The following is a 23,444-nucleotide window of genomic DNA, read 5'->3' on the forward strand; positions in this document are numbered from 1 at the left end:
GTGTCAGTCGCGGGCCGGTTTGCGGGGGGTGAACAGGTCGGTCGTGGGCTTGGGAGCCGGGGCCTGGGCGGGTTCGAAGGGTGCCCGGTATTCCGGCTCCCGCGCTTCCTCGGCCTCGGCCTCCGCTTGCGCCTGCGCCTCCTGGGCCCGCTGCGAGCGGCGTACGCGGGTGACCCGGAGGGCGACCAGGACGAGGGCGGCCAGCGCCGCAACGGCGATGTAGAGCCAGGCGGGCCAGGTCTGCGTCAGCGGGTCACGATAGAGGGCCAGCGCTCCGGGCAGGCCTTCGGTGAAGGCGGGCAGGGTGATGTCGGACAGGCCGGCAGGGGCTTGCCTGCCGGGTTCGCGCTGGGCGGAGCTGATCATGATGGCCAGCCCCGCGATCTGGCCGGCGGCCACGGCTCCGCCGGCGTACAACGCGGCGAAAGGCGCCAGGGTGAACGCGCGCGGGCGCACCGCGCCCATGGCGAAGGCCACCACCAAGGCGATGACCAGGGACAGGGCCAGAGGGAGAGGAAGGCCGTTGCCGAACGTCGTGATGCCGCTGGGCAGGCTCTCCTGCAGAAGCACGGCCGCCCCCAGCCCCGCCGCGCAGATCAGCCCGGCCAGCAGGCCGACGATCAGTCCGGACAGCAGGCCGGATCGCTTGTGTGACATCTCAGCCCCCAGAGAATCACGAATTTACTCCGACGAGTCGGGCACTTTACTCGAACCTCTCAAAACGCGCCGCCAGAACGACGATTCACAGGTGGGCACCTGAAGTGGTCTAAACCAATTTGAGTCCGATAAGGTTCGTGGTTGAGGTACCAGCCCGCATCATTTGTTCGAGGAGATCGGTTCCCGATGAGCATCCGCGTAGGCGTCAACGGCTTCGGCCGCATCGGTCGCAACTTCTGGCGCGCTGTCGCCGCCAGCGGCAAGGACATCGAGATCGTCGCGGTCAACGACCTGACCGACAATGCGACGCTCGCCCACCTGCTGAAGTACGACAGCATCCTCGGCCGGCTGCCCTACGAGGTGAAGGCCACCAGCGACGAGATCACCGTCGACGGCAAGGCGATCAAGGTCTTCGAGGAGCGTGACCCGGCCAAGCTCCCGTGGGGAGACCTGGGCGTCGACGTGGTGCTCGAGTCCACGGGCCTGTTCACCGACGCCACCAAGGCCAAGGTGCACGCCGACAACGGCGCGAAGAAGGTCATCATCTCCGCGCCCGCGAAGAACGAGGACGTCACGATCGTCCTGGGCGTCAACGACGGCGACTACGACCCGGCCAAGCACACCATCATCTCCAACGCCTCCTGCACCACCAACTGCCTGGCGCCGATGGCCAAGGTCCTGCACGACACCTTCACCATCGAGAAGGGTCTGATGACCACCATCCACGCCTACACGCAGGACCAGAACCTGCAGGACGGCCCGCACAAGGACCTGCGCCGCGCCCGCGCCGCCGCGCTCAACGTGGTGCCCACCTCCACCGGCGCCGCCAAGGCCATCGGCCTGGTGCTGCCCGAGCTGAAGGGCAAGCTCGACGGCTTCGCCATGCGCGTGCCGATCCCCACCGGCTCGGCCACCGACCTCACCGTCGACGTCGGCCGTGAGGTCACCGTCGACGAGGTCAACGCCGCGGTCAAGGCCGCCGCCGAGGGCCCGCTGAAGGGCATCATCAGCTACACCGAGGACGCGATCGTCTCCTCCGACATCGTCACCGACCCGGCCTCCTGCATCTTCGACGCCGGCCTCACCAAGGTCATCGGCAACCAGGTCAAGGTCGTCGGCTGGTACGACAACGAGTGGGGCTACTCCAACCGCCTCGCCGACGTGGTCGAGCTGGTCGGTCGCGGCGCCTGATGCGGCGAGGGAGTGCCGCCGCCCGCGCGGGCGGCGGAAGTGAAGCGACCGCGGCGGCGGAAGGCGGCGGTGGACGGCGACCGAGCCCGCCTTGCGGGGTGAGGCCATGAGCAGGAGCACGAGCATGCGCACGCTTGACAATCTCGACGTGAAAGGGCGGCGGGTGCTCGTCCGCGCCGACCTCAACGTGCCCCTCGACGGGGAGACGATCACCGACGACGGCCGCATCCGCGCGTCCGTCCCGACGATCAGAGCGCTGACCGGCGCGGGCGCCAAGGTCGTGGTCTGCGCCCACCTGGGCCGGCCCAAGGGCCAGGTCACGCCGGAATACTCGTTGCGGCCGGTGGCCGCGCGGCTCGGGGAGCTGCTGGGACAGGACGCGGCCTTCGCCTCCGATGTGGTCGGCGACAGCGCCCGCAGTCGTGTCGAGTCGCTCCAGGACGGCCAGGTCGCCCTCCTGGAGAACCTGCGCTTCGAGCCGGGCGAGGAGTCCAAGGACGACGCCACACGGCGCGCCTTCGCCGAGCGGCTGGCCGGGCTGGCCGAGCTCTACGTCGGCGACGGCTTCGGCGCGGTGCACCGCAAGCACGCCAGCGTCTACGACGTGCCCCAGCTGCTGCCGCACGCGGCGGGAGGGCTGGTCGTGGCCGAGGTGGAGGTGCTGAAGAAGCTGACCGGGGAGCCCGAGCGGCCCTACGTGGTCGTGCTGGGCGGAGCCAAGGTCTCCGACAAGCTGGGCGTCATCGCCAACCTGCTGACCAAGGTCGACCGGCTGCTCATCGGCGGCGGCATGGCCTACACCTTCCTCAAGGCGCAGGGCCACGAGGTCGGCAGGTCGCTGCTCCAGGAGGACCAGCTCGACCAGGTCCGCGGCTTCCTCGACGAGGCCGCCAAGCGGGGCGTCGAGCTCGTCCTGCCGGTCGACGTGCTGGCAGCCGTCACCTTCGCCGCCGACGCCGAGCACGAGGTGGTCGAGGCCACCGCGATCCCCGCCGACCGGGAGGGTCTCGACATCGGGCCCAGAACGCGCGAGCTGTTCGCGAGCAAGCTGGCCGACGCCAAGACCGTGTTCTGGAACGGCCCGATGGGCGTGTTCGAGTTCGACGCGTTCGCGGGCGGCACGAAGGCGGTGGCCGAGGCGCTGATCGCCCGGACCGGCGGCGACGGCGCCTTCACCGTGGTGGGCGGCGGCGACTCCGCGGCGGCCGTTCGCCGGCTCGGCCTGCAGGAGGACGGGTTCTCGCACATCTCCACAGGTGGCGGGGCCAGTCTCGAATATCTCGAGGGCAAGACCCTCCCCGGACTCGCGGCTCTGGAGGCGTGACGTGACGACCCGCAAGCCGCTCATCGCCGGCAACTGGAAGATGAACCTCAACCACCTCGAGGCCATCGCGCTGGTCCAGAAGCTGGCCTTCGGGCTCAGCGACAAGGACTTCGACAAGGTCGAGGTCGCCGTCCTGCCGCCGTTCACCGACCTGCGCAGCGTCCAGACCCTGGTCGACGGCGACAAGCTGCGCATCGTCTACGGTGCCCAGGACCTCTCCCAGCATGACTCCGGGGCCTACACCGGCGAGGTGTCGGGCGCCATGCTGGCCAAGCTCGGCTGCACCTACGTCACCATCGGGCACTCCGAGCGGCGGCAATACCACGGCGAGGACGACGACCTCGTCAACGCCAAGGTGCAGGCCGCCTACCGCCACTCGCTCACCCCCATCCTGTGCGTGGGCGAAGGGCTGTCGGTGCGTCAAGAAGGCGGTCACATCGCGCACAGTCTTGGCCAACTCGACGGAGCGCTGCGCAAAATCACGGCCGAGCAGGCAAAATCGATAGTGGTGGCCTACGAACCGGTGTGGGCGATCGGCACCGGCGAGGTGGCCACCCCGCAGGACGCTCAGGAGGTCTGCGGAGCATTGCGAGTGAGACTCGCTGAGCTCTACGACTCCGAAGTGGCCTCTGCGGTCCGTATCCTTTACGGTGGCTCGGTCAAGTCAGGCAATATCGCAGGGATCATGGCTCAGCCCGATGTCGATGGCGCGCTCGTTGGTGGTGCGAGCATCGACGCCGGCGAGTACACGAAGATCTGCCGTTTCTCCGATATGCCCGGCTAACTGAGCCGTTCTGGGGGTGCGACTTGACATCAGGCCGTACCCTCAAGAAGCAAGTCTGAATCGTCACGCGTAACAGAGCATTGAAGGAACAGGCATACCGTGGAACTCGGAATCTCCATCGCCCTTATCCTGGCGAGCCTTCTCATGATCCTGCTCGTCCTCATGCACAAGGGCAAGGGCGGCGGCTTGTCCGACATGTTCGGCGGAGGGTTCTCGTCGAACTTCGGTGGTTCCTCGGTGGTGGAGCGCAACCTCGACCGGCTGACCGTCATCACCGGCATCGTCTGGTTGGTCTGCATCATCGCTCTCGGCCTGCTCCTGCGGCCCTGAGCAAGCAATTCGACGCGTGACAGTGATTCTCCCCCCGTGTCTGCGCGCGGGGCGATCGAGCGAGGAGTTCATCCGTGGGTAGTGGCAACGCGATCCGTGGCAGCCGAGTCGGCGCCGGCCCTATGGGGGAGGCCGAGCGCGGCGAGGCAGCTCCGAGAGTGCGGGTCTCGTTCTGGTGCGCCAACATGCACGAGACGCGCCCCAGTTTCGCCAGCGACGCGGCGGTCCCCGAGCTATGGGACTGCCCCCGCTGCGGCCTCCCAGCCGGACAGGACGAGGAGGCCCCGCCTGCCCCGCCCAAGAACGAGCCGTACAAAACGCACCTGGCTTATGTGAAGGAGCGCAGGAGCGACAAGGACGGCAAGGCGATCCTCGAGGAGGCGCTGGAACGCCTGCGGAGCAACAAGTCCCCCTGGTAGGCGTGTCAACGGAAGGGCCCCGGCGTCGTGCGGGGGCCCTTCCGTCGTTTCCGCTCCGGGTGCGCGCCTGTCGGCCGCGCGTGAACCGGCTCGCCGTCCAGTCATGCGCACGCGCGTCGTCCAGAGGACTCCGGGCGCCAGCTCGAACGGGTCGCGGACCAGGACCACCAGGTCGGCCGGACGCCCCGGCTCGACGACGCCCGCCTGGGAGCGGTTGATCCAGGCCGAGCCGCCCGTGTACGCGGTCATGGCCGCGGCCAGGACGAGACGCTGTCCGGGCGGGAACGAACGTCGGCCGGGCAGGAGTGGGTGCCAGCCGTGCAGGGACGGGCGGCCAGGCAGGGACGGGCGCTGTCCAGGCAGGAACGGGTGTCGGCCGGGCGGCAACGGGCGCTGTTCGGGCAGGGGACGGGCGTCGGCCGGGCAGGGACGGCGCCGTGCGCTATCGGGGCGGCGAATGGATACCGCCAGGGTGCGCGAGGCTGGCCGAGGTAGGGCAGCGGCAGCTCGTCCATCTGCGCGTGGTGTGTAACCCGCAGCGGCTGCAGGTCGGCCGTGACGCCCAGGGCGGCGTAGCGCGGCACGTCGGAGGGCTCGATGATCTGCAGGTGTGCGTGCCCAAGGATCTGGTCGAGGCCGCGCGTCCTGTCCCACCTCAGGGCGCCCACCATGCGCGCCCGCAGCCGCCCGGAGCGGGCCGTCGCCGGACAGGTGGGCGAGCAATTGTCAGATCCTGTGGATCGCGGATGATTGAGTCACTGGACTCGAAGCCATTGATCGAGGACTGTGAAGTCTTCGTCGCCGAGTCCTCGGAATGACTCCACGTGGTGAAGGAGTGCTCGGCCGCTGTGATGCGTGGAGACCCAGTTGCGATCGGCGTCGGTGATCTCGTCGTCGACCCAGGCGAACGGGCGTCCGGCCGCCCAGGTCACCAAGGTCCTGGTCTTCCAGCAGAGCCTGAACCATTGATCCTCGCGTTCATCGGATACCTCCGAGGAAACCCCCGCCTTCAGGCGGGGGAGGGATCGGACCCCTGCGGAGCAGGACAGGGGTAGCCGATTCGCCGCCAGGCGAACCGGCGTCAAAACGCCGCACGACATCGCACGGTTCGGTAGTGTGTTCGACGGTGGTGATGACCAAGCCACCGGACGAACGATCAGAAGCACCCTCGCCGCAGGGCTTGCGGAGAGGTGAAACGCCTGTGGAGCTGGTGTAAGACCTCAACGGGAGTTCCCTTTCCCGGGCGGGCGACCGGCGGTGAAGCAGGAAGGCCAGTCGGCGACGGCTGGAATCCCGGTCCTTCAGGGCCGGGAGGATGTCAAGCTCGTCGGATGGCTCCGGCCAGGTCACGACTGGCAGGCGTGGCAGCCCGATCCGGGGTGCTATCTCGGCGTTCGCCTCCTCTTCCCAGGTGGTGGCCCAGACGAGATCGCAGGGCAGCGCCGCCAACCGACGCCCCACCTCGGCGGTGGTGGGTCAGGTATAGAGCCGCATACGGTGATGAATGGGCATATTTCCTGATGAAACACATCGTTAGTAGCGGTGTAACAGCCCCCAGGCATGCTCGTGGCCATGGGATTCTTGCGCATCCGGACCACGGTGGACGAACGCCCCGGACGACTCGCGTCACTGGCCGCGGCCCTGGCCGACAGAGGCGGCAACATCCTCGGGCTGAGCGTCCAGCCCGACACCGACGGCACCGTCGACGAATTCGTCGCCGACATCCCCGCACACCCCGAGACCGTGCGCCAGGCCCTGGAGGCGGCCGGCGGCCGCAGGGTCCAGGTGGTGCCGGCCACGGCCCACGAACTCACCGACGAACCCACCAGGGCCCTGCTGCTGGCCTCCCGGCTGCGCTCGATGCCGTGGCGGCTGCCCCAGCTGCTGGCCGAGCTGCTGCGCGCGGACGATGCCCGCTGGATCTATGGTGAACCCGTGCACGATCTTCCCGACCCCGCCCTGCTCGTCGTGCCCGTGGCCGCCAGGCGCGCGGTCCGGCTGCGCCGCGGCGAGCTGCCCTTCACCTCGACGGAGGCGGCCAGGGCCGCCGCCTTCGCCCGGCTCGCCCAGCCGGCCGTCGAGCAGGAGGGCGCCGATCGCGGGGTCAAGCTCGCCGACGGGGCGGAGGTCACGCTGCGCCCGCTGACCTCGATCTACCGCGAGGCCGTACGCGACCTGCACGACAGATGCTCACCCGAGTCGCGCAGGTTCCGCTACTTCACCGCGCTGCCGGCGCTGCCCGAGCGCGTGTTCGACCGCATGTGCGACAGGAACAGGGGGCACTCGCTGGTCGCCGGGCACGACGGGCAGGTCGTCGGGCTGGCGAACCTCCTGTTCACCTCCGATCCCGGCAGCGCCGAGATGGCCGTCCTGGTCGAAGACCGCTGGCAGGGGCGCGGTCTGGGCACGGTGATGGCCAGGGCGCTGGTGCACGCGGCCCGCGACCTCGGGTACGCCGAGGTCAGGGCGACGTTGTTGTCCGACAACGTCAGGATGCGCCGGCTGCTGCTGTCGCTGGGCGCCACACTCGGCTACACCGAGGACCCGGGGGTCGTGGCGGCCCGGCTGCCCGTGGGCGTGCTGGCCTCAGCCTAGGCCCTCGTCGTCCTGCGGCTTCCTGCCTGGCGGCCGGATGCCCAGGTGGCGTTCGATGCGCTCCAGGCTCTCCTGGATCTGCGTGAGGCGTTCGTCGAGCGCGTCGCCGGAGGGATGGAACATCTCCGGGGGACGGTCTCTGGAGCCGCGGCCCACCCGGTCCAGCAGGCGCTGGCGTACGTCGGTCAGGTCTGCCCCGGCGTCCACCAGTGCCCGGGCGGCCAGCCCCTCACCCTCCCTGACCAGCCCGAGCAGGATGTGCTCGGTGCCGATGTAGTTGTGGCGCAGTTGCAGCGCCTCGCGCAGCGACAGCTCCAGCACCTTCTTGGCCCGCTGCGTGAACGGGATGTGCCCGCCCGGCGACTTGGTGCCACGTCCCTCCTCGCGCTCGACGAAGGCGCGTACGTGATCCAGCTCCACACCGCAGCCGTCGAGCACCAGGGCGGCCAGCCCCTCGCCCTCGTGGACGAGGCCGAGCAGGATGTGCTCCGTGCCGATGTGGTCGTGGTCCAACCTCCGGGCTTCCTCCTGCGCGAGGACGACGACCCTGCGCGCACGGTCGGTGAAGCGCTCGAACACCGGAGTCTCCGTTCGACGTGGGGACTGTTTCCACTATGCGCTAGAAACTCGCGGATGTGGGGTATTTGTCTAATGTGGATCTTGACGAGGTGGCCGGCCGGCTCTATGCGCTGCCGCCGTCCGAGTTCACCGCCGCCCGCACGGCCGAGGCCCGCGCGGCGAAGGACGCGGGTGACGTACGGCTGTCGCGCGAGATCGCGAAATTGCGCAAGCCGACCGTGTCCGCCTGGGCGGTGAACAGGATCGCCCGCGAGCACCCCGGCGAGCTGGGCGAGCTGCTGGAGGTGGGGGAGCGGCTGCGCGCCGCCTGGCAGGAGCAGGACGCCGCCGCGCTGGCCGAGCTGACCCGGCGCCGCGGCGAGGTGACGCGTACGGTGGGCAGGCTCGCCAGGCAGGCCGGTGACCTGTCGGCCGCGGCCTCCGCCGAGGTGGACCAGACCCTGGACGCCGCCATGGTCGACGCCGACGCAGCCGGGCAGGTGCGGCGCGGCACCCTGGCGAAGCCGCTCAGCTACAGCGGCTTCGCCCCCGCCCCGGTCCAGCGCGAGCGGCCCGCCGCCCGGAGGAAACCGGCACCCGAGGAGGAGTCCGCCCGCGCGAAGGAACGCGAGGAGGCCGAGGCGAGGAAGGCGAAGGAACATCAGGAGGCCGAGAACGCGCACCGCGAGTGGCGCGAGGCGCTCGAAGCGGCCACGAAGGAGCACGACGAGCGTGCGGACAAGGTCGCGTCGCTGGAACGCAGGCTGGACGAGGCGCGCAGGGAACTGGCCGACAGCCGGCAGCGGCTCGAGGTCGCCCAGCGCGAGGAACGGCACGCGCGGCGGCGACTGGAACGCTGACCCGCGAGGGCTGGTGCTCAGCGGGTGGCGCGGGCAAGGTGGGCGCAGGTGCTCAGCGGGTGGCGCGGGCCAGGTGGGCGCAGACGGGAAACCCCTCCAGCACGTACGGCTCCGCCAGGCGCAGGTAGCAGGCCCTGACACGCTCCACGGTCTCCGGCGGCAGGCGGGAGATCACCGCGAAGCGTCGGCCGCCCGCCTGGACGATGTCGTCCCACCACGAGCCGAGGCCGGCCCGGTGCCGCCACCGTACGGTGTCCACGGCCGCTGCGCGGAAGCCCGCCGCCCGCAGCAGCGCGGTGAAGCGCGGTGGCGGGTCGTGGGCGGTGAAGGGGCGCGCCCTGCCGGAACCTAACATTTTCACGTCAGATTAGACGTGAAAGGCTGTTTTCGCCCGCTGACCCGCTCGTATCGTCGTCGCCATGACCATCGACGCCTTCATCGACGCCCTGCCCAAGGTCGAGCTTCACGTGCACCTGATCGGCTCGGCCTCCGCCGCGACCGTGCTGGAGCTCTCCCGCCGCCACCCCGGCAGTGGTGTCCCCACGACGGAGGGGGAACTGCGACGCTTCTACACCTTCCGCGACTTCCCCCACTTCGCCGAGGTGTACGGCGCCGTCAACGCGCTCGTACGCGAACCGCGGGACGTGGCCACGCTCGTCGTCGGCCTGGCCCGCGACCTCGCCTCCCAGGGCGCCCGCTACGCCGAGGTTCAGGTCACGCCCTATGCCCACCACGTCGTCGGCATGCCCATGCGAGAGGTGACCGAGGCCCTCGACCTGGCCGCCCGCCGCTCACAGGCCGAGTGCGGCGTGGAGATGGCCTACATCTTCGACATCCCCGGCGAGTACGGCGAGCAGGCCGCCAGGATCACCGTCGAGCACGCTCTGCAGGAACCTCCCGCCGCGTTGGTAGGTTTCGGCATCGGCGGGATCGAGCAGGAGCGCCGGAAATATCGTGATGCCTACCGTTCTGCGTTCTCCGCGGCGCGCGCGGCCGGCCTGCACAGCGTCCCGCACGCCGGCGAGATGACCGGCCCTGAGACGATCTGGGAGGTCATCGAGGGCTACGGAGCCGAGCGCATCGGCCACGGCATCACCTGCCTGGCAGACCCCCGCCTGGTCGCCCACCTGCGCGAGACGCAGCTTCCCTTGGACGTCTGCCCGACCTCCAACCTGTGCACCGGCCAGGTCGCCCGCATGGAGGACCACCCGCTGCCGCGGATGCTGGAGGAAGGGCTGTACGTCACGCTCAACAGCGACGACCCGCCCATGTTCGCGACCACGCTGGCCGAGGAGTACCGGCTCGCGGCGAAGGTCTTCGGTCTCGGCACGCGGGAGCTGGCCCGCCTCGCCCGCAACGGGGTCCAGGCGTCCTACCTGGCCGAAGAGCGCAAGCAGGCCCTCGTGGCGGAGATCGACGCCCTCGTCGCGGCCGGCTGAGCTCGCACCCGGGGACGCCCGCCCGGAGAGCCGTCCCGGCCTACGGTGAGGCCATGCGGCCCAGGCCCGGCGGGATCTTGCCCGCCGCCGCCCGGTCCAGGAGGAACAGGGTGCGCCCCCGGCCCCTGGCGCCCGCCGCCGGCACCTGCACGGGCCCCGAGTCGGACAGGGCCAGCCGCACCGCGCCCGACTTCTCCTCCCCGGCGGCCACCACCCACACCTCGCGGGCGACCTGGATCGCGGGCAGCGTCAGGGAGATGCGCGTGGGCGGCGGCTTCGGTGAACCGTGCACCGCCACCACCGGGCGCGTGTCGTAGAGCGCGGGCATGCCGGGGAACAGCGAGGCCACGTGGGAGTCGGGGCCCATGCCGAGCAGCATCACATCGAAGCTCGGCACCGGCCCGTGATCCTCCGGCCTGGCGGCCTTGCGCAGCTCGGCGGCGTAGGAGTCGGCGGACTCCTCGGCCGTCATGCCCGAGTCGGGGCCGCGCATGACGTGCACCCGCTCAGGGTCGAGGTCGACGTGGTCGAGCAGCGCCTCGCGGGCACCGGTCTCGTTGCGCTCCTTGTCGCCCGCGGGCACGAACCGCTCGTCGCCCCACCACACGTCGAGGCGCCGCCAGTCGACCGCGTCGCGGGCGGGCGTCGCGGCGATGGCGGCGAGCGTGGCGATGCCGACCGTGCCGCCGGTCAGCACGATGGACGCCGACCCCTTGGCCGACTGCACGTCGACCAGCCGGGTGATGATCCGCGCCGCCACCGCCTTGGCCAGGATGTCGGCATTGCGGTGTACGACAACATTGGGCACGCTCACGAGCACTACTATCTCACCAAACTCAGCCAGAAACCCCAGGCGGCCGGGCCGCCCGGGGAGGAAATGTCATCACTTGTACGTGCGGGCGAAGTGCTTGACCGCGGCCTCGTAGACCTCGTCACTGTCGAGCCTGCGCAACTCCTCGGCCAGCAGCTCGGAGGTGTGGCGCCGGGCCAGGGCCACGTTCCTGTCGGGCTGGCCCGGCCGCGACAGCGTGGCCAGGCGGGCGTCCGTCCTGCAGATGGACAGTTCGCCGTCGTCCAGGCGCAGCCGTACGGAGGTCAGGCCCGGGCCCTCCGAGTCGGCGACCTCGATCGGCGCGCGCAGGCGCTCCGACAACCACGAGGCCAGCAGCGGCGCGCTCGGGTGCCCCTTCACGGCCTCCACGACCCCCTCGGACACCTGGCCCACCGGCTGGTCGAACGCGGCGGCCAGCAGACTGCGCCACGGGGTCAGCCTGGCCCACGACAGGTCGGTGTCGCCGCGGGCGTACCCCTTGGCCCTGGTCACCAGCGACGTGATGCCGCCCTCGTCCAGGCCCTTGGCGTCGGTGATGCGCCGCTGCGCCAGAGCGCCGATGGAGTCCTTCGACGGCACCTCGGGCGCAGCGCCCGGCCACCACACGACGACCGGCGTGTCGGGCAGCAGCAACGGGCTGACCACGGAGTCGGCGTGGTCGGTGAGCTCGCCGTACAGGCGCAGCACCACGACCTCGCCAGGCGTGGACTCGCCGATGCGCAGCTCGGCGTCGAGCCTGATCGGCTCGTCCTCCTCGCGCTTGATCACGACGATGATGCGGGAAGGGTGCTCGCGGGCCGCCTCGGTGGCGGCGCGCAGGGCGTCGTACTGGTGGCGCTCCTCGCAGACGACCACGAGCGTCAGCACCATGCCGATGGCGGGCGCGCCCATCTGGTGGCGCAGGTGCATGAACTGCGCCGAGATCTTGCCCGCCGTCGTGTCGGACAACATGAAGGTCGTCACGGGCGCTCCTCCGTCGATCGCGCGGCGACAGCCGTACCGGACGTGACAGCTCGTACGCTCACTAGAGCCTCCTCCACACGCGGCCGTCGCGCGCCATCATCGCGTCGGCCGACTCCGGCCCCCACGACCCCGACTCGTAGCCCTGCGGCTGGCCCTGCGTGGCCCAGAACTCCTCGATCGGGTCGAGGATCTTCCACGACAGCTCGACCTCCCGCTGGTGCGGGAAGAGCGGCGGATCACCGATCATCACGTCGAGCAGGAGCCGCTCGTACGCCTCGGGGGACGACTCGAGGAACGACTCGCCGTAGGCGAAGTCCATGGAGACGTCGCGCACCTCCATGGCCGTGCCCGGCACCTTGCTGCCGAACCTGACGGTGATGCCCTCGTCCGGCTGGACCCTGATGACGAGCGCGTTGTGACCGAGTATCTCGGTGTCGTCGGCGCTGAACGGCAGGTGCGGCGCCCGCTGGAACACCACGGCCACCTCCGTCACCCGGCGGCCCAGGCGCTTGCCGGTGCGCAGGTAGAACGGCACGCCCGCCCACCGCCGGTTGGCGATCTCCAGCTTGATGGCGGCGTAGGTCTCCGTGGTGGACGAGGCAGGGATGCCGTCCTCCTGCAGGTAGCCGGCCACCTTCTCGCCGCCCTGCCAGCCCGCTTTGTACTGTCCGCGCGCGGTGTTGCGCCCGAGGTCGGCCGGCAGGCGTACGGCCTTGAGCACCTTCTCCTTCTCCCGGCGCAGCGCGGAGGCGTCGAACGAGGTCGGGTCCTCCATCGCGACCAGCGCGAGCAGCTGGAGCAGGTGGTTCTGGATCACGTCGCGGGCGGCGCCGATGCCGTCGTAGTAGCCGGCCCGCCCGCCGATGCCGATGTCCTCGGCCATCGTGATCTGCACGTGGTCGACGAAGCTGCGGTTCCAGATCGGCTCGTAGAGGTTGTTGGCGAACCGCAGCGCCATGATGTTCTGGACGGTCTCCTTGCCCAGGTAGTGGTCGATCCGGAAGATCGAGCTCTCCGGGAAGGCGGAGGTGGTGATCTCGTTCAGCTCGTGTGCCGAGCGCAGGTCGTGACCGAACGGCTTCTCGATCACCACCCGGCGCCACGAGCCGTCGGGGGCGTCGGACAACCCCGTCCGCTTGAGCTGCTCGACCACCACGGGGAAGAACTTCGGCGGCACCGACAGGTAGAACGCGTAGTTGCCGCCGGTGCCCCGGGTCTCGTCGATCTCGTTCAAGGCCATGGCCAGCGCGTCGAACGCCCCGTCGTCGTTGAACTCGCCGGGGACGAAGTGGATGCCTTCGCGCAGCTGCTTCCACACCTCCTCGCGGAAGGGTGTCCTCGCGTGCGCCTTGACGGCGTCGTGCGTCAACTGGGCGAAGTCCTGGTCTTTCCAGTCGCGCCTGGCGAACCCGACCAGCGAGAAGCCGGGCGGCAGCAGCCCGCGGTTCCCCAGGTCGTAGATCGCCGGCAGCAGCTTGCGTTTGGCCAGGTCGCCTGTCACGCCGAACAACACCATCACACATGGTCCGGCCACCCGTGGCAGCCGCTTGTCACGCGGGTCGCGCAGCGGGTTGGCCGCCACGACTTCCATGGTGGTGGAGGTGCCCGCGGCCGAGGTGGCCACGGTCGCGGCCTCCTCCGCGGGCGCTGCCGGGTCTGTCATCTCAAGCCTCCTGTGCGGCTGCGAGCAGATGCGCGACTCCTGCCGCGCGGTCGGTCACATGCAAACGTACGGCGGGGTGCCCGCGGGTCTCGGCGGCGCCGAGGTCGGCGAGGGCCTGCGCCAGCTGGAGGCGGCCCAGGGTGTAGGGCCGCCCGGGAACCTCGACGTCCTCCGCCACCGCCCCCGTGATCAGCAGGAACACGCCGCCCTCGTGGAGCCGGCCGGTCGTGTGGAGGCGGCGCGGCCCCCATCCGAAGGTCACCGGCCGGTCGGTGCGCAGGGCGAGCAGTGCCCGCAGCGTGGCCGCGTCGGCCATCATCCAGGCGTCGGTCAGCTGCTCGAAGTCGGCACCGTCGGGCACCGGGGCGTCGAACGCGGCCAGCCGGTCGAGACAGGCCGTGATGGCCAGGTGACCGCCGGCCGGAACGGTGTGCAGCACCTCGGCGAACAGGCCGGGCAGATCCTTGGCCGTGACCCCGCCGTACACCTCTACGGGGCCGTCGGTGAACGCCGGAGCGCCGGCCGGCAGGTCGGGCAGGGCCAGCAGCGCGGCGGTCGCGTCGTGCGCCTCCGCCTCGTCCGGCCGGTCGGACGGGCGGTCCTCCAGCAGCAGTGCGGCGACGGCGGCGGCGTATTCCCACACCGGGAACTGCGCGCCCAGGGGCCCGTCGACGCGTACGTCGCCGAGATCGGACTCGATGGCGACGACCAGCTCCTCGCCGCTGTGGTGGGGATCGGCGCCGACGACGGGGAGGATGCCCCTGCCCCGCCTGCCGGTGGACCCCGCGATGAGCTCCTCGATCCAGCCGGGCAACCCGGTGATGGCCGAGAGCTGGTTCTCCAGCAGCAGCGTGTCGCGCCCGCCCAGCGCCGCGCCGCCGAGCGCCGCCCCCAGGTCGAGCCCGGGGTTGCCGGTGTCGAGCGACAGCAGCGGCAGCGCCTGGCCGGCGTCGTCCAGCAGGTGCTCCACGCGGGCGCCCGCCAGCGCGCAGGCCACCAGCGTGTACGCCGACAATGCCGGAACGCGGCCGCCCGCTCCGGGGGCCGACAGCAGCACCTGCAGGCCGCTCTCGCGGGCCCGGGCCTCCAGCGGCGAGCCCGGCCCGGTGACGACCACGATCCGCTCGGCAGGCGCGATGCCCGCCTGCGTGAAGTAGCGCTCGTAGACCCGCAGCAGGGCGTCGGTCTCCAGGGACCGGCCGGCCGCGTCGGCCACGACGACGATCGTGGCGCCGGGCGGCTCGGCAAGCGCCCGCAGCACCTGCCCGGGATCGGTCGTGTCGAGCACCGTGAGCGGCACGTCGTCGGTGTCGCAGATCACCTCCGCGGCGGCGGGCGAGCCGCCCGCCCCCGCCAGCACCACGTGTGTCAGCCCCTGCGCGCGCGCTCGCCCGGCGAGGCGGCCCAGCTCGGGCAGCAGCTCGTGGGCTTTCGGGTGCTCCGTCCCGCCTGGGCCGGCCGGGGCGCCCGCTTCGGCGTCCTCACCCCACAGCGTGGGGTCGCCGGCGGCGAGCCGCGCGGGCACGCCGTCGGCGACGAGGCGCCCCGCGGCGGAGGCGGCGGCCGAGGCCACCCCCTCCTCGCGGCAGGAGACCTTCATCACGGGACCAGGTTCTTGGTGACGCTCTCGAGCAGCTCGTTCCAGGACGCCTCGAACTTGTCGACGCCCTCGTCCTCCAGCACCTTGACCACGTCGTCGTAGTCGATGCCGGCCTCCTTGAGCGCGGCCATGGTGTTCCAGGCCTGCTCGTAGAAGGGGCGTACGGTGTCGCCCGAGACGTTGGCGTGGTCGGCCGTCGCGTCGAGCGTCTTCTCCGGCATCGTGTTGACGGTGCCGGGGACGACGAGCTGGTCGACGTAGAGGGTGTCGGAGTATTCCGGGTTCTTCACGCCGGTCGAGGCCCACAGCGGCCGCTGCGGGCGGGCGCCCGCGGAGCGCAGGCGCTGCCACCGCTCGGAGTTCATGACGTCCTCGAACGCCGCGTACGCCAGGCGCGCGTTGGCCACGCCCGCCTTGCCCTTCAGCTCCGGCTTGCCGAGCTTGTCGAGCCGCTTGTCGATCTCGGAGTCGACGCGGCTGACGAAGAACGACGCCACCGAGTCGATCTTGCTGAGGTCGAGGCCCTTGGCCTGCGCCGCCTCGAGGCCGGCCAGCCAGGCGTCCATGACCGCGCGGTAACGCTCGAGGGAGAAGATCAGCGTGACGTTGACGCTGATGCCCTCCGACAGCGCCTGCGTGATCGCGGGCAGGCCCTCCACCGTCGCCGGGATCTTGATGAACAGGTTGGGCCGGTCGACCAGCCACCACAGCGCCCGCGCCTCGGCCACGGTCTTCTCGCTGTCGCGGGCCAGGCGCGGGTCGACCTCGAGCGACACCCGGCCGTCCACGCCGCCGGTGGCGTCGTAGACCGGGCGCAGCACGTCGGCGGCCCAGCGGATGTCGTAGGTGGTGATGGCGCGTACGGCCTCGCCCACGTCGACGCCGCGCACGGCGAGGTCGTGCAGCTGGGTGTTGTACGCGTCGCCCTTGCTGAGCGCGTTGGCGAAGATCGTCGGGTTGGAGGTCACCCCGACGACGTTCTTCTCGCGGATCAGCTGCTCCAGGTTGCCGGTGCGCAGCCGTTCACGGTTGATGTCGTCGAGCCAGATGGCGACGCCCTGGCCGGACAGCTTGTTCAGGATCTCACTCATCTTCGTTCAGTTTCCCGTCGTCTCGCCCTTTTCCTGACCGAGCTTGGCCAGGCTCGCATGTGCCGCCGCGGCCACGCGCTCCGCCGTCAGCCCGAACTGCTCGTACACGGTCTTGTACGGGGCCGACGCGCCGAAGTGTTCGAGGCCGACGACCTCGCCGCACTCTCCGACGAACTGGTGCCAGCCGAGGGCGACGCCCGCCTCGACCGCGACCCGAGCCCGGATCGACGCAGGCAGGACCGTCTGCCTGTATGCGATGTCCTGCCCGTTGAACCATTCGACACACGGCATCGACACCACCCGCGTCGGGATGCCCTGCCCCTCCAGCAGCTCGCGGGCGTTCACCGCGATCTCCACCTCGCTGCCCGTGGCGATGAGCAGGACCTGGGGCTGGCCGTCGGAGGCCTCGCGCAGGACGTAGGCGCCCTTCGCCACGCCCTCGGCGCTGGTGCCCTCGAAGACGGGCAGGTTCTGCCGGGTCAGGGCCAGCGCCGCGGGGCGGTCGGTGTGCTGGAGCACCGTCTTCCAGGCGTAGGCCGTCTCGTTGGCGTCGGCCGGGCGGACCACGTCGAGGCCGGGGATCGCGCGCAGCGACCACAGGTGCTCGATCGGCTGGTGGGTGGGGCCGTCCTCGCCGAGGCCGATGGAGTCGTGCGTCCACACGTACGTGACCGGCAGCTTCATCAGCGCGGCCAGGCGCACCGCCGGACGCATGTAGTCGGAGAAGACGAGGAACGTGCCGCCGTAGGGGCGGGTGCCGCCGTGCAGGGCGATGCCGTTGAGGATGGCGCCCATGGCGTGCTCGCGGATGCCGAAGTGCAGCGTGCGGCCGTAGCGGTTCCCCGGGAACTCCTTGGTCTGGTATTCCTCGGGGATGAAGGACGGCTCGCCCTTCATCGTGGTGTTGTTCGACTCGGCCAGGTCGGCGGAGCCGCCCCACAGCTCGGGCAGCACCGGCGCCAGCGCGCTCAGCACCTCGCCCGACGCCTTGCGGGTGGCCATCGAGGCGCCCGGCTCGAACGCCGGCAGCGCCCCCGCCCAGCCGTTGGGCAGCTGGCGCTGCGAGATGCGGTCGAGCTCCTCGGCGCGCTCGGGGTTGGCCAGGCGCCACTCGGCGTAGCCCTTCTCCCACTCGGCGTGGGCGGCGCGGCCGCGCTGGGCGAGGCCGCGCGCGTGCTTGAGCACCTCGTCGGGCACGTCGAAGCTCTTGGCGGCGTCGAGGCCGAGGACCTCCTTGGTGGCGGCGACCTCCGCCTCGCCCAGGGCCGAGCCGTGGATCTTGCCGGTGTTCTGCTTGTTGGGCGCGGGCCAGCCGATGATGGTGCGCAGCCGGATGAACGACGGCCTGCCGGTCTCGGCCTTGGCCGCCTGCAGCGCCTCGTAGAGGGCCTGGACGTCCTCGACGTAGTCGCCGCCCTCGGTCCAGTCGACGCTCAGCGTGTGCCAGCCGTAGGCGTCGTAGCGGGCGACGACGTCCTCCGACTTGGCGATGAGCGTGTCGTCCTCGATGGAGATCTGGTTGTCGTCCCAGATGACGACGAGGTTGCCCAGCTTCTGGTGGCCGGCGAGCGAACTGGCCTCGTGGCTGATGCCCTCCTCGATGTCGCCGTCGCTGACCATGCACCAGATGTGGTGGTCGAACGGAGAGGCGCCCGGCTCGGCGCCGGGGTCGAACAGGCCGCGCTCGCGACGGGCCGCCATCGCCATGCCGACCGCGTTGCCCAGGCCCTGGCCGAGCGGGCCTGTCGTGGTCTCGACGCCGGCCGTGTGGCCGTGCTCGGGGTGACCGGGCGTGAGGCTGTCCCACTGCCGCAGCCGCCTCAGGTCGTCGAGCGAGAGGCCGTAGCCGGAAAGGAAGAGCTGGATGTAGAGCGTCAGGCTGGTGTGGCCGCACGACAGCACGAAGCGGTCGCGCCCGATCCATCCGGGATCGGTCGGATCGTGGCGCATCACACGCTGGAAAAGCAGGTATGCGGCGGGGGCCAGGCTCATGGCGGTGCCGGGGTGACCCGAGCCCGCCTTCTCCACTGCGTCCATCGCCAGGGCTCGAACGACGTCGACCGCCTTCTTGTCGAGGTCGGTCCATTCGAGGGCTGGCACGAGTTCGGTGCTCAAGTGCTCGATCTCCGGAATCTAGTTGTCATTGGTCACGCCGATTTTTGGCTATCCCGCCCACACGGACCCTAACCGAGTGGAGGTGACGATCAATTCCCGTTCCACTCCGGCGTCCCACTGGGGCGCAAGCCCCCCATTGGCTGGACCGGCCGACCCTGCGACTACAGTTTGGTTGTTCGCAGAGGCGTCACGGCGCCCACCCATGGATCCGCTCTAATCAGAGGTTACGCGTTGACCCCGCTCTCGCTGGAAGCGACTCCTCTCAGGCAGGAAGCGCCTTCGTACAGGTTGGAAGCGCCTTGACGGTGCTCACCAACAGGCAGGCGACGGCCCCGGCCCCGAAGGCGGGGGAGCCGCGTTCGATCGGCATGGTCGTCAAGGCCTACATCGCGCTCACCAAGCCGCGGATCATCGAGCTGCTGCTGATCACGACGCTGCCCGTGATGTTCCTGGCCGCGGGCGGGCTGCCGCCGCTGTGGACGTCCGTCGCGGTCATGGTGTTCGGCACCCTGTCGGCAGGCAGCGCCAACGCGCTCAACTGCTACGTCGACCGTGACATCGACCAGAAGATGCGCCGCACCCGGCGCAGGCCGCTGGCACGGCACCAGGTCTCGCCGCGCGGCGCGCTCGTCTTCGGCATCGTGCTCGGCGTGCTGTCCACCGTGGGGCTGTGGCTCACCACCAACGCGCTGGCGGCGATGTTGTCCACCGGCGCGATCCTGTTCTACGTGCTCGTCTACTCGATGATCCTCAAGCGGCGCACCGCCCAGAACATCGTGTGGGGCGGCATCGCGGGCTGCATGCCGGTGATGATCGGATGGGCGGGCATCACCGGAGGGCTCGCGTGGGCACCGCTGGTGCTGTTCGGGGTGGTGTTCTTCTGGACGCCGCCGCACACCTGGACGCTGGCCATGCGCTACAAGGAGGACTACGCGGCGGCCAAGGTGCCGATGCTGCCGGTGGTGGCCACCGAGCGGCGGGTGGTCATGGAGTCCATCGCCTACACGTGGGCGACCGTGCTGTGCTCCCTGGCGCTGTGGCCGGTGGCCGGCACCACGCTGTTCTACCCGGTCGTGGCGGCCGTGCTCGGGGTCGTGTGCCTGTGGGAGGTGCACCGCCTGCTGGCCAGGCTCAACGCCGGCAAGAGCGGTGTGGCCCTGCGTCCCATGCGCTTCTTCCACTGGTCGAACGCCTACCTGGCGCTGCTGTTCCTCGCCGTCGCGATCGACCCGCTGCTCGCCTGACCCTCCGCCCGGCCGTTGCGCCGGGCCCTTCTTCGTCCCTATAGTGCATATATGAATAGCTCTTCAGGTGTTATCACGGGTCTGGACGGTTGTGCGGTGCAGGAGCCGGACGCCGCCAGGGTCGCGGCCACCCGCGACCGGCTCGTGACGTCCGAGGAGGCCACGCGGCTGGCGGAGCTGTTCCGGTTGCTCGGCGACCCGACCCGGGCCCGGCTGCTCTACGCCCTGCTGGAGGCGGGGGAGCTGTGCGTGTGCGACCTGGCCGACGCGGTCGAGGTGACCGACACGGCCGTCTCCCACGCGCTGCGCCTGCTGCGTACGGCGGGCATCGTGGCCAGCCGCAGGGCCGGGCGGATGATCTACTACCGGCTGGCCGACGCCCATGTCCGCATGCTGCTCGACCTGAGCCGGGAGCATCTGAAGGAGACCGGATGAGCGCTGATCAGCACGGGCACGGGCACGGGCACGGGCACGCGCTGAGCGCCGACGCCGACAGGCGCTACCTGGCGGGGGCGCTCGCGCTCATCGTCGGTTTCATGGCCGTCGAGGTCGTCGCCGGTGTGATCGCCAACTCGATCGCGCTGATCTCCGACGCCGCCCACATGCTGACCGACGCGAGCGCCATCATGCTGGCCCTGCTCGCCATGCGCATCGCCGCCAGGCCGGCCATGGGCGCCTACACGTTCGGCTGGAAGCGGGCCGAGATCCTCTCGGCCCAGGTCAACGGCGTGACGCTGCTGCTGCTGGTGGCGTACTTCGTCTACGAGGGCGTGCACCGGCTCATGGAGCCGCCCGAGGTGTCGGGGCCCGTCGTCGTGGTCACCGCGCTGGCGGGCATCGGCGTCAACGCGCTGGCCGTCTGGCTGCTGTCGAAGGCCGACCGGCGCAGCCTCAACGTCGAGGGCGCCTTCCAGCACGTGCTCAACGACATGTACGCCTTCATCGCCACGGCGCTGTCGGGTGCCGTGGTCTGGCTGACCGGTTTCCGCCAGGCCGACACGATCGCCGCCCTGGTGGTCGCCGCGCTCATGCTCAAGGCCGGATGGGGGCTGCTGCGCGACTCCGGCCGGGTTCTGCTGCAGGCGGCGCCCAGCGGGCTCGACCCCGACGAGATCGGCCGCGTGCTGGCCGCGGACCCCGACGTCGAGGAGGTGCACGACCTGCACGTCTGGGCGGTGACGAGCGGCTATCCCACGCTGTCGGCCCACGTGATCGTGGCCGAGGGCTCCGACTGCCACCGCGTGCGCACCCGCCTGGCCGATCTGCTGCACGAACGCTTCGAGATCGGCCACACCACGCTCCAGGTCGACCACGGCCTGCCCGGCCCGGACCCGCACTGCTCCGACCCGCACGGACCCCGGCACTCTGATCCGTTAAAGTCACCCTATGGCGACCCGTGATCCACGCTGGGTGTTCAAGGACCGCCCCTCGTTCGCGTTGATCATCGGGCTGGTCATCACCGGCATCTGCGCTCTCGTCTCGTTCTCGTTCGACGTGCTGTTCAACGGCGCGCCGGTGCAGTTCTTCATCGCGCTCATGCTGGCGCTCGCGCCCGTGCCGCTGCTGCTGGCCGCGGTGCTGGCGCTCGACCGGATGGAGCCCGAGCCGCGCAGCAACCTCATCTTCGCGTTCGCGTGGGGCGCCGGGATCGCGGTGCTGGTCGCGGGCGTCGTCAACTCGCTCAACCTGCACTACATCATCGACACCGCCCGCCTGTCGGAGGCCAGCGCCCGCAACATCGCGGCCACGTTCGGCGCGCCCGTGGTGGAGGAGACGATGAAGGGCCTGGTGCTGCTGGGCCTGCTCCGCTTCCGCAGGGCCGAGCTCGACGGGCCGACCGACGGCATCATCTACGCGAGCATGGTCGGCCTCGGCTTCGCCATGAGCGAGAACGTCAGCTACTACATCGCCGCGCTGTCCGGCTCGGGCGTCAAAGGGCTGGCGGTCACCGTGGTGCTGCGCGGCATCCTGTCGCCGCTCGCGCACCCGCTGTTCAGCTCCATGATCGGCGTCGGGGTCGCCTACGCGGCCCAGCGCGGCGGCGGCGATCGCATCCTTCCCGTCCTGGCCGGCTGGTCGGGCGCGATGATCCTGCACGGCCTGTGGAACGGCCTGGCCTCCTACGGCGGCTTCCCCGGGCTCGTGGTGGCCTACCTGGCGCTGCTGGTCGTGCTCGTCGTGCTCATCGGCGTGGTGTTCAGGGACCGGCGCCGCGTCGTCGCCCTCATCCAGCGTTACCTGCCGCCGTACGAGCCGACCAAGCTGGTCACGCAGGCCGACATCTACATGCTCTCGACGTTCACCAGGCGGCGGCAGGCCCGGCAGTGGGCCAGGGCCCACGGTGGCAAGCGCGGGCTGCGCGCGATGCGCGACTACCAGCTCGCCGCCACCGAGCTGGGCCTGCTGCACGAGCGGGCGGCCCGACACGTGGTCGACGAGCAGACCTTCCACGAGGAGCAGCGGGCGCTGCTGGAGTGCATGAGCACCGCCAGGGCGGACTTCCCCGCGCGGGCGGCGCACGCCGGCTCGGCCGCCAGGGGCGGCTCACCGCCGGGCTACGCCCCCGGCTGACGCGGGACGCGCGTGCATGCGGAACGGGACGCCCGTACGTACGGAAGTGCTCTTCCGTGCGGAGCGGACCTTTGCGGACCCTCTCCCGCAAAGCGGGCCTGTGGTAGGGCGGGGGAGTGGCGGACTTAACGCCTGAAACCCCCGCGATTCAGCTCAGACGGCGGCATGGGCCGCGGTGGGGGAGGGGTCGGCGGACGCGGTCTCAGGGGCGCGGGTGCGCAGCGAGGTGGCCACCCGCAGCGCGGCGATCCAGACCAAGGTCGAGCCGAGGACGTGCAGCAGGACCAGCATGGCGGGCACGGCCAGGAAGTACTGGGTGTAGCCGATCACGCCCTGGGCCAGCTCCACCGCGAAGAGCGCCAGCGCCGCCCGGCGCGCGGGGCGCGGGGCGTTGTTCACGTGCAGCGCGAACGCCAGCGCGAACGTCAGCCCCACCACGACGTAGGCGATGTCGGCGTGGAAGCGTGCCACGACCTCGATGTCGAGGTCGAAGCGGGAGGCCATGGCGTCGCCCGAGTGCGGCCCCGTGCCACTGACCACCACGCCGGCCACCAGCAGCACGAACACCGCCGCGAGCAGCACGTGGCCGAGCCGCCTGATGTCGCGGTGCGTGACCCGCCGCGCGGGGCCGTCGCCCTCGCCCGCGCGGGCGTACAACATCCAGCAGGCCGCGATCAGGCCGCTGGAGATCAGGAAGTGCATGCCGACCGTGAACGGGTTGAGCATGGTGTTGACCACCAGCCCGCCCCACAGCGCCTGGGCCACGATGCCGACCGGCTGAAGCCCGGCCAGCAGCACCAGCGAGCGCCTGCGCGGCGTCATCCGCAGCGCGGAGAGCACGCACGCGACCCCCACGGCCAGCACCAGGAAGGTGAGCAGCCGGTTGCCGAACTCGACGGCCATGTTGAGCGGCGAGACCTCGGGGTGGGCGACCGGGACGAAGCTGTCGGGCGTGCACCTCGGCCAGGTCGGGCAGCCCAGACCGGAGCCGGTGACCCGCACTCCCGCGCCCGTCACCGTGATGCCCGCGTTGACCACCACGGAGGCCATGGCCCAGCCGCGCATGCTCGCCTCTGTGGGTGCCCAGAAGGAGAACAGGCGGCGCACCAGGGGGTGGGGATGGTCCGTGGGTAGCTTCACGTATCGATGGTAAGGGCCGGGCGGGCCGGTCCCGGGAACGGGGCTTCTCAAGGTTGTTCAGTATGTGA

The 23,444-nt window shown here is 70.6% G+C and carries 22 protein-coding genes and 2 pseudogenes; 12 read left to right on the plus strand and 12 right to left on the minus strand.

What is annotated here, in order from left to right; translation table 11 throughout:
- Positions 1-3 precede the first annotated feature (3 nt).
- Positions 4-657 carry a hypothetical protein gene (locus E1295_RS23145; RefSeq protein ID WP_132632544.1) on the minus strand — a complete coding sequence of 218 codons (654 nt, stop codon included), beginning with the start codon at positions 655-657 and terminating at the stop codon, positions 4-6.
- A gap of 186 nt (positions 658-843) precedes the next feature.
- On the opposite strand from E1295_RS23145, the gene gap reads away from it, so the two are divergent.
- The 5 genes from gap (at position 844) to E1295_RS23170 (ending at position 4,705) form a co-directional block, all read left to right on the plus strand.
- Complete coding sequence (gene gap / locus E1295_RS23150; protein WP_132632546.1) at positions 844-1,848, plus strand: type I glyceraldehyde-3-phosphate dehydrogenase; 1,005 nt, start codon at positions 844-846, stop codon at positions 1,846-1,848.
- Between the two features lie 124 nt (positions 1,849-1,972).
- Complete coding sequence (locus tag E1295_RS23155) at positions 1,973-3,172, plus strand: phosphoglycerate kinase (RefSeq protein ID WP_132632548.1); 1,200 nt, start codon at positions 1,973-1,975, stop codon at positions 3,170-3,172.
- 1 nt (position 3,173) lies between these two features.
- Complete coding sequence (gene tpiA / locus E1295_RS23160; RefSeq protein WP_132632550.1) at positions 3,174-3,956, plus strand: triose-phosphate isomerase; 783 nt, start codon at positions 3,174-3,176, stop codon at positions 3,954-3,956.
- Between the two features lie 99 nt (positions 3,957-4,055).
- Positions 4,056-4,286 (plus strand): preprotein translocase subunit SecG, encoded by a 231-nt coding sequence (secG, locus tag E1295_RS23165; protein WP_132632552.1) that lies wholly within the window; start codon positions 4,056-4,058, stop codon positions 4,284-4,286.
- Between the two features lie 74 nt (positions 4,287-4,360).
- On the plus strand, positions 4,361-4,705 hold the full coding sequence (locus E1295_RS23170) for an RNA polymerase-binding protein RbpA (protein ID WP_132632554.1): 345 nt from the start codon (positions 4,361-4,363) through the stop codon (positions 4,703-4,705).
- Positions 4,706-4,864: 159 nt separating this feature from the next.
- Here the strand turns inward: E1295_RS23170 and E1295_RS51085 are convergent.
- Positions 4,865-4,954 (minus strand): annotated as a pseudogene (locus E1295_RS51085) (hypothetical protein); the annotation flags it as partial.
- On the minus strand, positions 4,951-5,376 hold the full coding sequence (locus E1295_RS51090) for a hypothetical protein (RefSeq protein WP_246080264.1): 426 nt from the start codon (positions 5,374-5,376) through the stop codon (positions 4,951-4,953). The gene E1295_RS51090 and the pseudogene E1295_RS51085, both read right to left, overlap by 4 nt.
- 901 nt (positions 5,377-6,277) lie before the next feature.
- On the opposite strand from E1295_RS51090, the gene E1295_RS23190 reads away from it, so the two are divergent.
- Positions 6,278-7,300 carry a GNAT family N-acetyltransferase gene (locus E1295_RS23190; RefSeq protein WP_132632556.1) on the plus strand — a complete coding sequence of 341 codons (1,023 nt, stop codon included), beginning with the start codon at positions 6,278-6,280 and terminating at the stop codon, positions 7,298-7,300.
- 99 nt (positions 7,301-7,399) lie between these two features.
- Here E1295_RS23190 and E1295_RS23195 read toward each other — a convergent pair.
- Positions 7,400-7,879 (minus strand): annotated as a pseudogene (locus E1295_RS23195) (Clp protease N-terminal domain-containing protein); the annotation flags it as partial.
- 74 nt (positions 7,880-7,953) lie between these two features.
- On the opposite strand from E1295_RS23195, the gene E1295_RS23200 reads away from it, so the two are divergent.
- On the plus strand, positions 7,954-8,718 hold the full coding sequence (locus tag E1295_RS23200; RefSeq protein ID WP_132632560.1) for a hypothetical protein: 765 nt from the start codon (positions 7,954-7,956) through the stop codon (positions 8,716-8,718).
- Between the two features lie 52 nt (positions 8,719-8,770).
- On the opposite strand, the gene E1295_RS23205 is transcribed toward E1295_RS23200, so the two are convergent.
- Entirely contained in the window at positions 8,771-9,073 is a 303-nt protein-coding gene (locus E1295_RS23205) for a hypothetical protein (RefSeq protein ID WP_166427370.1), read from the minus strand.
- A gap of 64 nt (positions 9,074-9,137) precedes the next feature.
- Here E1295_RS23205 and add point away from each other — a divergent pair, with 64 nt between their 5' ends.
- On the plus strand, positions 9,138-10,157 hold the full coding sequence (add, locus tag E1295_RS23210) for an adenosine deaminase (RefSeq protein ID WP_132632564.1): 1,020 nt from the start codon (positions 9,138-9,140) through the stop codon (positions 10,155-10,157).
- A gap of 40 nt (positions 10,158-10,197) precedes the next feature.
- On the opposite strand, the gene pgl is transcribed toward add, so the two are convergent.
- The 6 genes from pgl to tkt form a co-directional block, all read right to left on the minus strand.
- Positions 10,198-10,971 (minus strand): 6-phosphogluconolactonase, encoded by a 774-nt coding sequence (gene pgl, locus E1295_RS23215; RefSeq protein WP_132632566.1) that lies wholly within the window; start codon positions 10,969-10,971, stop codon positions 10,198-10,200.
- A gap of 69 nt (positions 10,972-11,040) precedes the next feature.
- Positions 11,041-11,952 (minus strand): glucose-6-phosphate dehydrogenase assembly protein OpcA, encoded by a 912-nt coding sequence (locus tag E1295_RS23220; protein WP_132632568.1) that lies wholly within the window; start codon positions 11,950-11,952, stop codon positions 11,041-11,043.
- 61 nt (positions 11,953-12,013) lie between these two features.
- Positions 12,014-13,543, minus strand: coding sequence for a glucose-6-phosphate dehydrogenase (zwf, locus tag E1295_RS23225; protein ID WP_132632628.1), 1,530 nt, complete (start codon positions 13,541-13,543; stop codon positions 12,014-12,016).
- A 73-nt stretch (positions 13,544-13,616) separates the two neighbouring features.
- Positions 13,617-15,215 carry a glucose-6-phosphate isomerase gene (locus E1295_RS23230; protein ID WP_132632630.1) on the minus strand — a complete coding sequence of 533 codons (1,599 nt, stop codon included), beginning with the start codon at positions 15,213-15,215 and terminating at the stop codon, positions 13,617-13,619.
- Positions 15,215-16,306, minus strand: a complete 1,092-nt coding sequence (gene tal / locus E1295_RS23235) for a transaldolase (RefSeq protein WP_132632570.1) — start codon at positions 16,304-16,306, stop codon at positions 15,215-15,217. The genes E1295_RS23230 and tal overlap by 1 nt, the downstream gene beginning before the upstream one ends.
- Before the next feature lie 6 nt (positions 16,307-16,312).
- Positions 16,313-18,421 carry a transketolase gene (tkt, locus tag E1295_RS23240; RefSeq protein WP_132632572.1) on the minus strand — a complete coding sequence of 703 codons (2,109 nt, stop codon included), beginning with the start codon at positions 18,419-18,421 and terminating at the stop codon, positions 16,313-16,315.
- A 299-nt stretch (positions 18,422-18,720) separates the two neighbouring features.
- On the opposite strand from tkt, the gene E1295_RS23245 reads away from it, so the two are divergent.
- From E1295_RS23245 to E1295_RS23260, 4 genes are all read left to right on the plus strand, one after another.
- Positions 18,721-19,665 carry a heme o synthase gene (locus tag E1295_RS23245; protein ID WP_132632574.1) on the plus strand — a complete coding sequence of 315 codons (945 nt, stop codon included), beginning with the start codon at positions 18,721-18,723 and terminating at the stop codon, positions 19,663-19,665.
- Positions 19,666-19,761: 96 nt separating this feature from the next.
- Entirely contained in the window at positions 19,762-20,100 is a 339-nt protein-coding gene (locus tag E1295_RS23250; protein WP_246080258.1) for an ArsR/SmtB family transcription factor, read from the plus strand.
- Positions 20,097-21,065, plus strand: a complete 969-nt coding sequence (locus E1295_RS23255) for a cation diffusion facilitator family transporter (RefSeq protein WP_132632578.1) — start codon at positions 20,097-20,099, stop codon at positions 21,063-21,065. The genes E1295_RS23250 and E1295_RS23255 overlap by 4 nt, the downstream gene beginning before the upstream one ends.
- Complete coding sequence (locus E1295_RS23260; RefSeq protein WP_132632580.1) at positions 21,052-22,236, plus strand: PrsW family intramembrane metalloprotease; 1,185 nt, start codon at positions 21,052-21,054, stop codon at positions 22,234-22,236. The genes E1295_RS23255 and E1295_RS23260 overlap by 14 nt, the downstream gene beginning before the upstream one ends.
- Before the next feature lie 153 nt (positions 22,237-22,389).
- Here the strand turns inward: E1295_RS23260 and E1295_RS23265 are convergent, their stop codons facing one another.
- Positions 22,390-23,376 carry a COX15/CtaA family protein gene (locus E1295_RS23265; protein WP_132632582.1) on the minus strand — a complete coding sequence of 329 codons (987 nt, stop codon included), beginning with the start codon at positions 23,374-23,376 and terminating at the stop codon, positions 22,390-22,392.
- Between the last annotated feature and the right edge of the window lie 68 nt (positions 23,377-23,444).

Origin of the sequence: Nonomuraea mesophila, from assembly GCF_004352805.1 — a bacterium.
Lineage (GTDB): Bacteria > Actinomycetota > Actinomycetes > Streptosporangiales > Streptosporangiaceae > Nonomuraea > Nonomuraea longispora.

Bases quoted from the DNA above. Each gene is read 5' to 3' on its own strand.
- E1295_RS23230 (WP_132632630.1), bottom strand. From the start codon at position 15,215: ATGAAGGTCTCCTGCCGCGAGGAGGGGGTGGCCTCGGCCGCCGCCTCC.
- E1295_RS23155 (WP_132632548.1), top strand. From the start codon at position 1,973: ATGCGCACGCTTGACAATCTCGACGTGAAAGGGCGGCGGGTGCTCGTC.
- E1295_RS23190 (WP_132632556.1), top strand. From the start codon at position 6,278: ATGGGATTCTTGCGCATCCGGACCACGGTGGACGAACGCCCCGGACGA.
- add (WP_132632564.1), top strand. From the start codon at position 9,138: ATGACCATCGACGCCTTCATCGACGCCCTGCCCAAGGTCGAGCTTCAC.
- E1295_RS23255 (WP_132632578.1), top strand. From the start codon at position 20,097: ATGAGCGCTGATCAGCACGGGCACGGGCACGGGCACGGGCACGCGCTG.
- gap (WP_132632546.1), top strand. From the start codon at position 844: ATGAGCATCCGCGTAGGCGTCAACGGCTTCGGCCGCATCGGTCGCAAC.
- E1295_RS23145 (WP_132632544.1), bottom strand. From the start codon at position 657: ATGTCACACAAGCGATCCGGCCTGCTGTCCGGACTGATCGTCGGCCTG.
- E1295_RS23205 (WP_166427370.1), bottom strand. From the start codon at position 9,073: ATGTTAGGTTCCGGCAGGGCGCGCCCCTTCACCGCCCACGACCCGCCA.
- E1295_RS51090 (WP_246080264.1), bottom strand. From the start codon at position 5,376: ATGGTGGGCGCCCTGAGGTGGGACAGGACGCGCGGCCTCGACCAGATC.
- zwf (WP_132632628.1), bottom strand. From the start codon at position 13,543: ATGGAAGTCGTGGCGGCCAACCCGCTGCGCGACCCGCGTGACAAGCGG.
- E1295_RS23260 (WP_132632580.1), top strand. From the start codon at position 21,052: ATGGCGACCCGTGATCCACGCTGGGTGTTCAAGGACCGCCCCTCGTTC.
- tal (WP_132632570.1), bottom strand. From the start codon at position 16,306: ATGAGTGAGATCCTGAACAAGCTGTCCGGCCAGGGCGTCGCCATCTGG.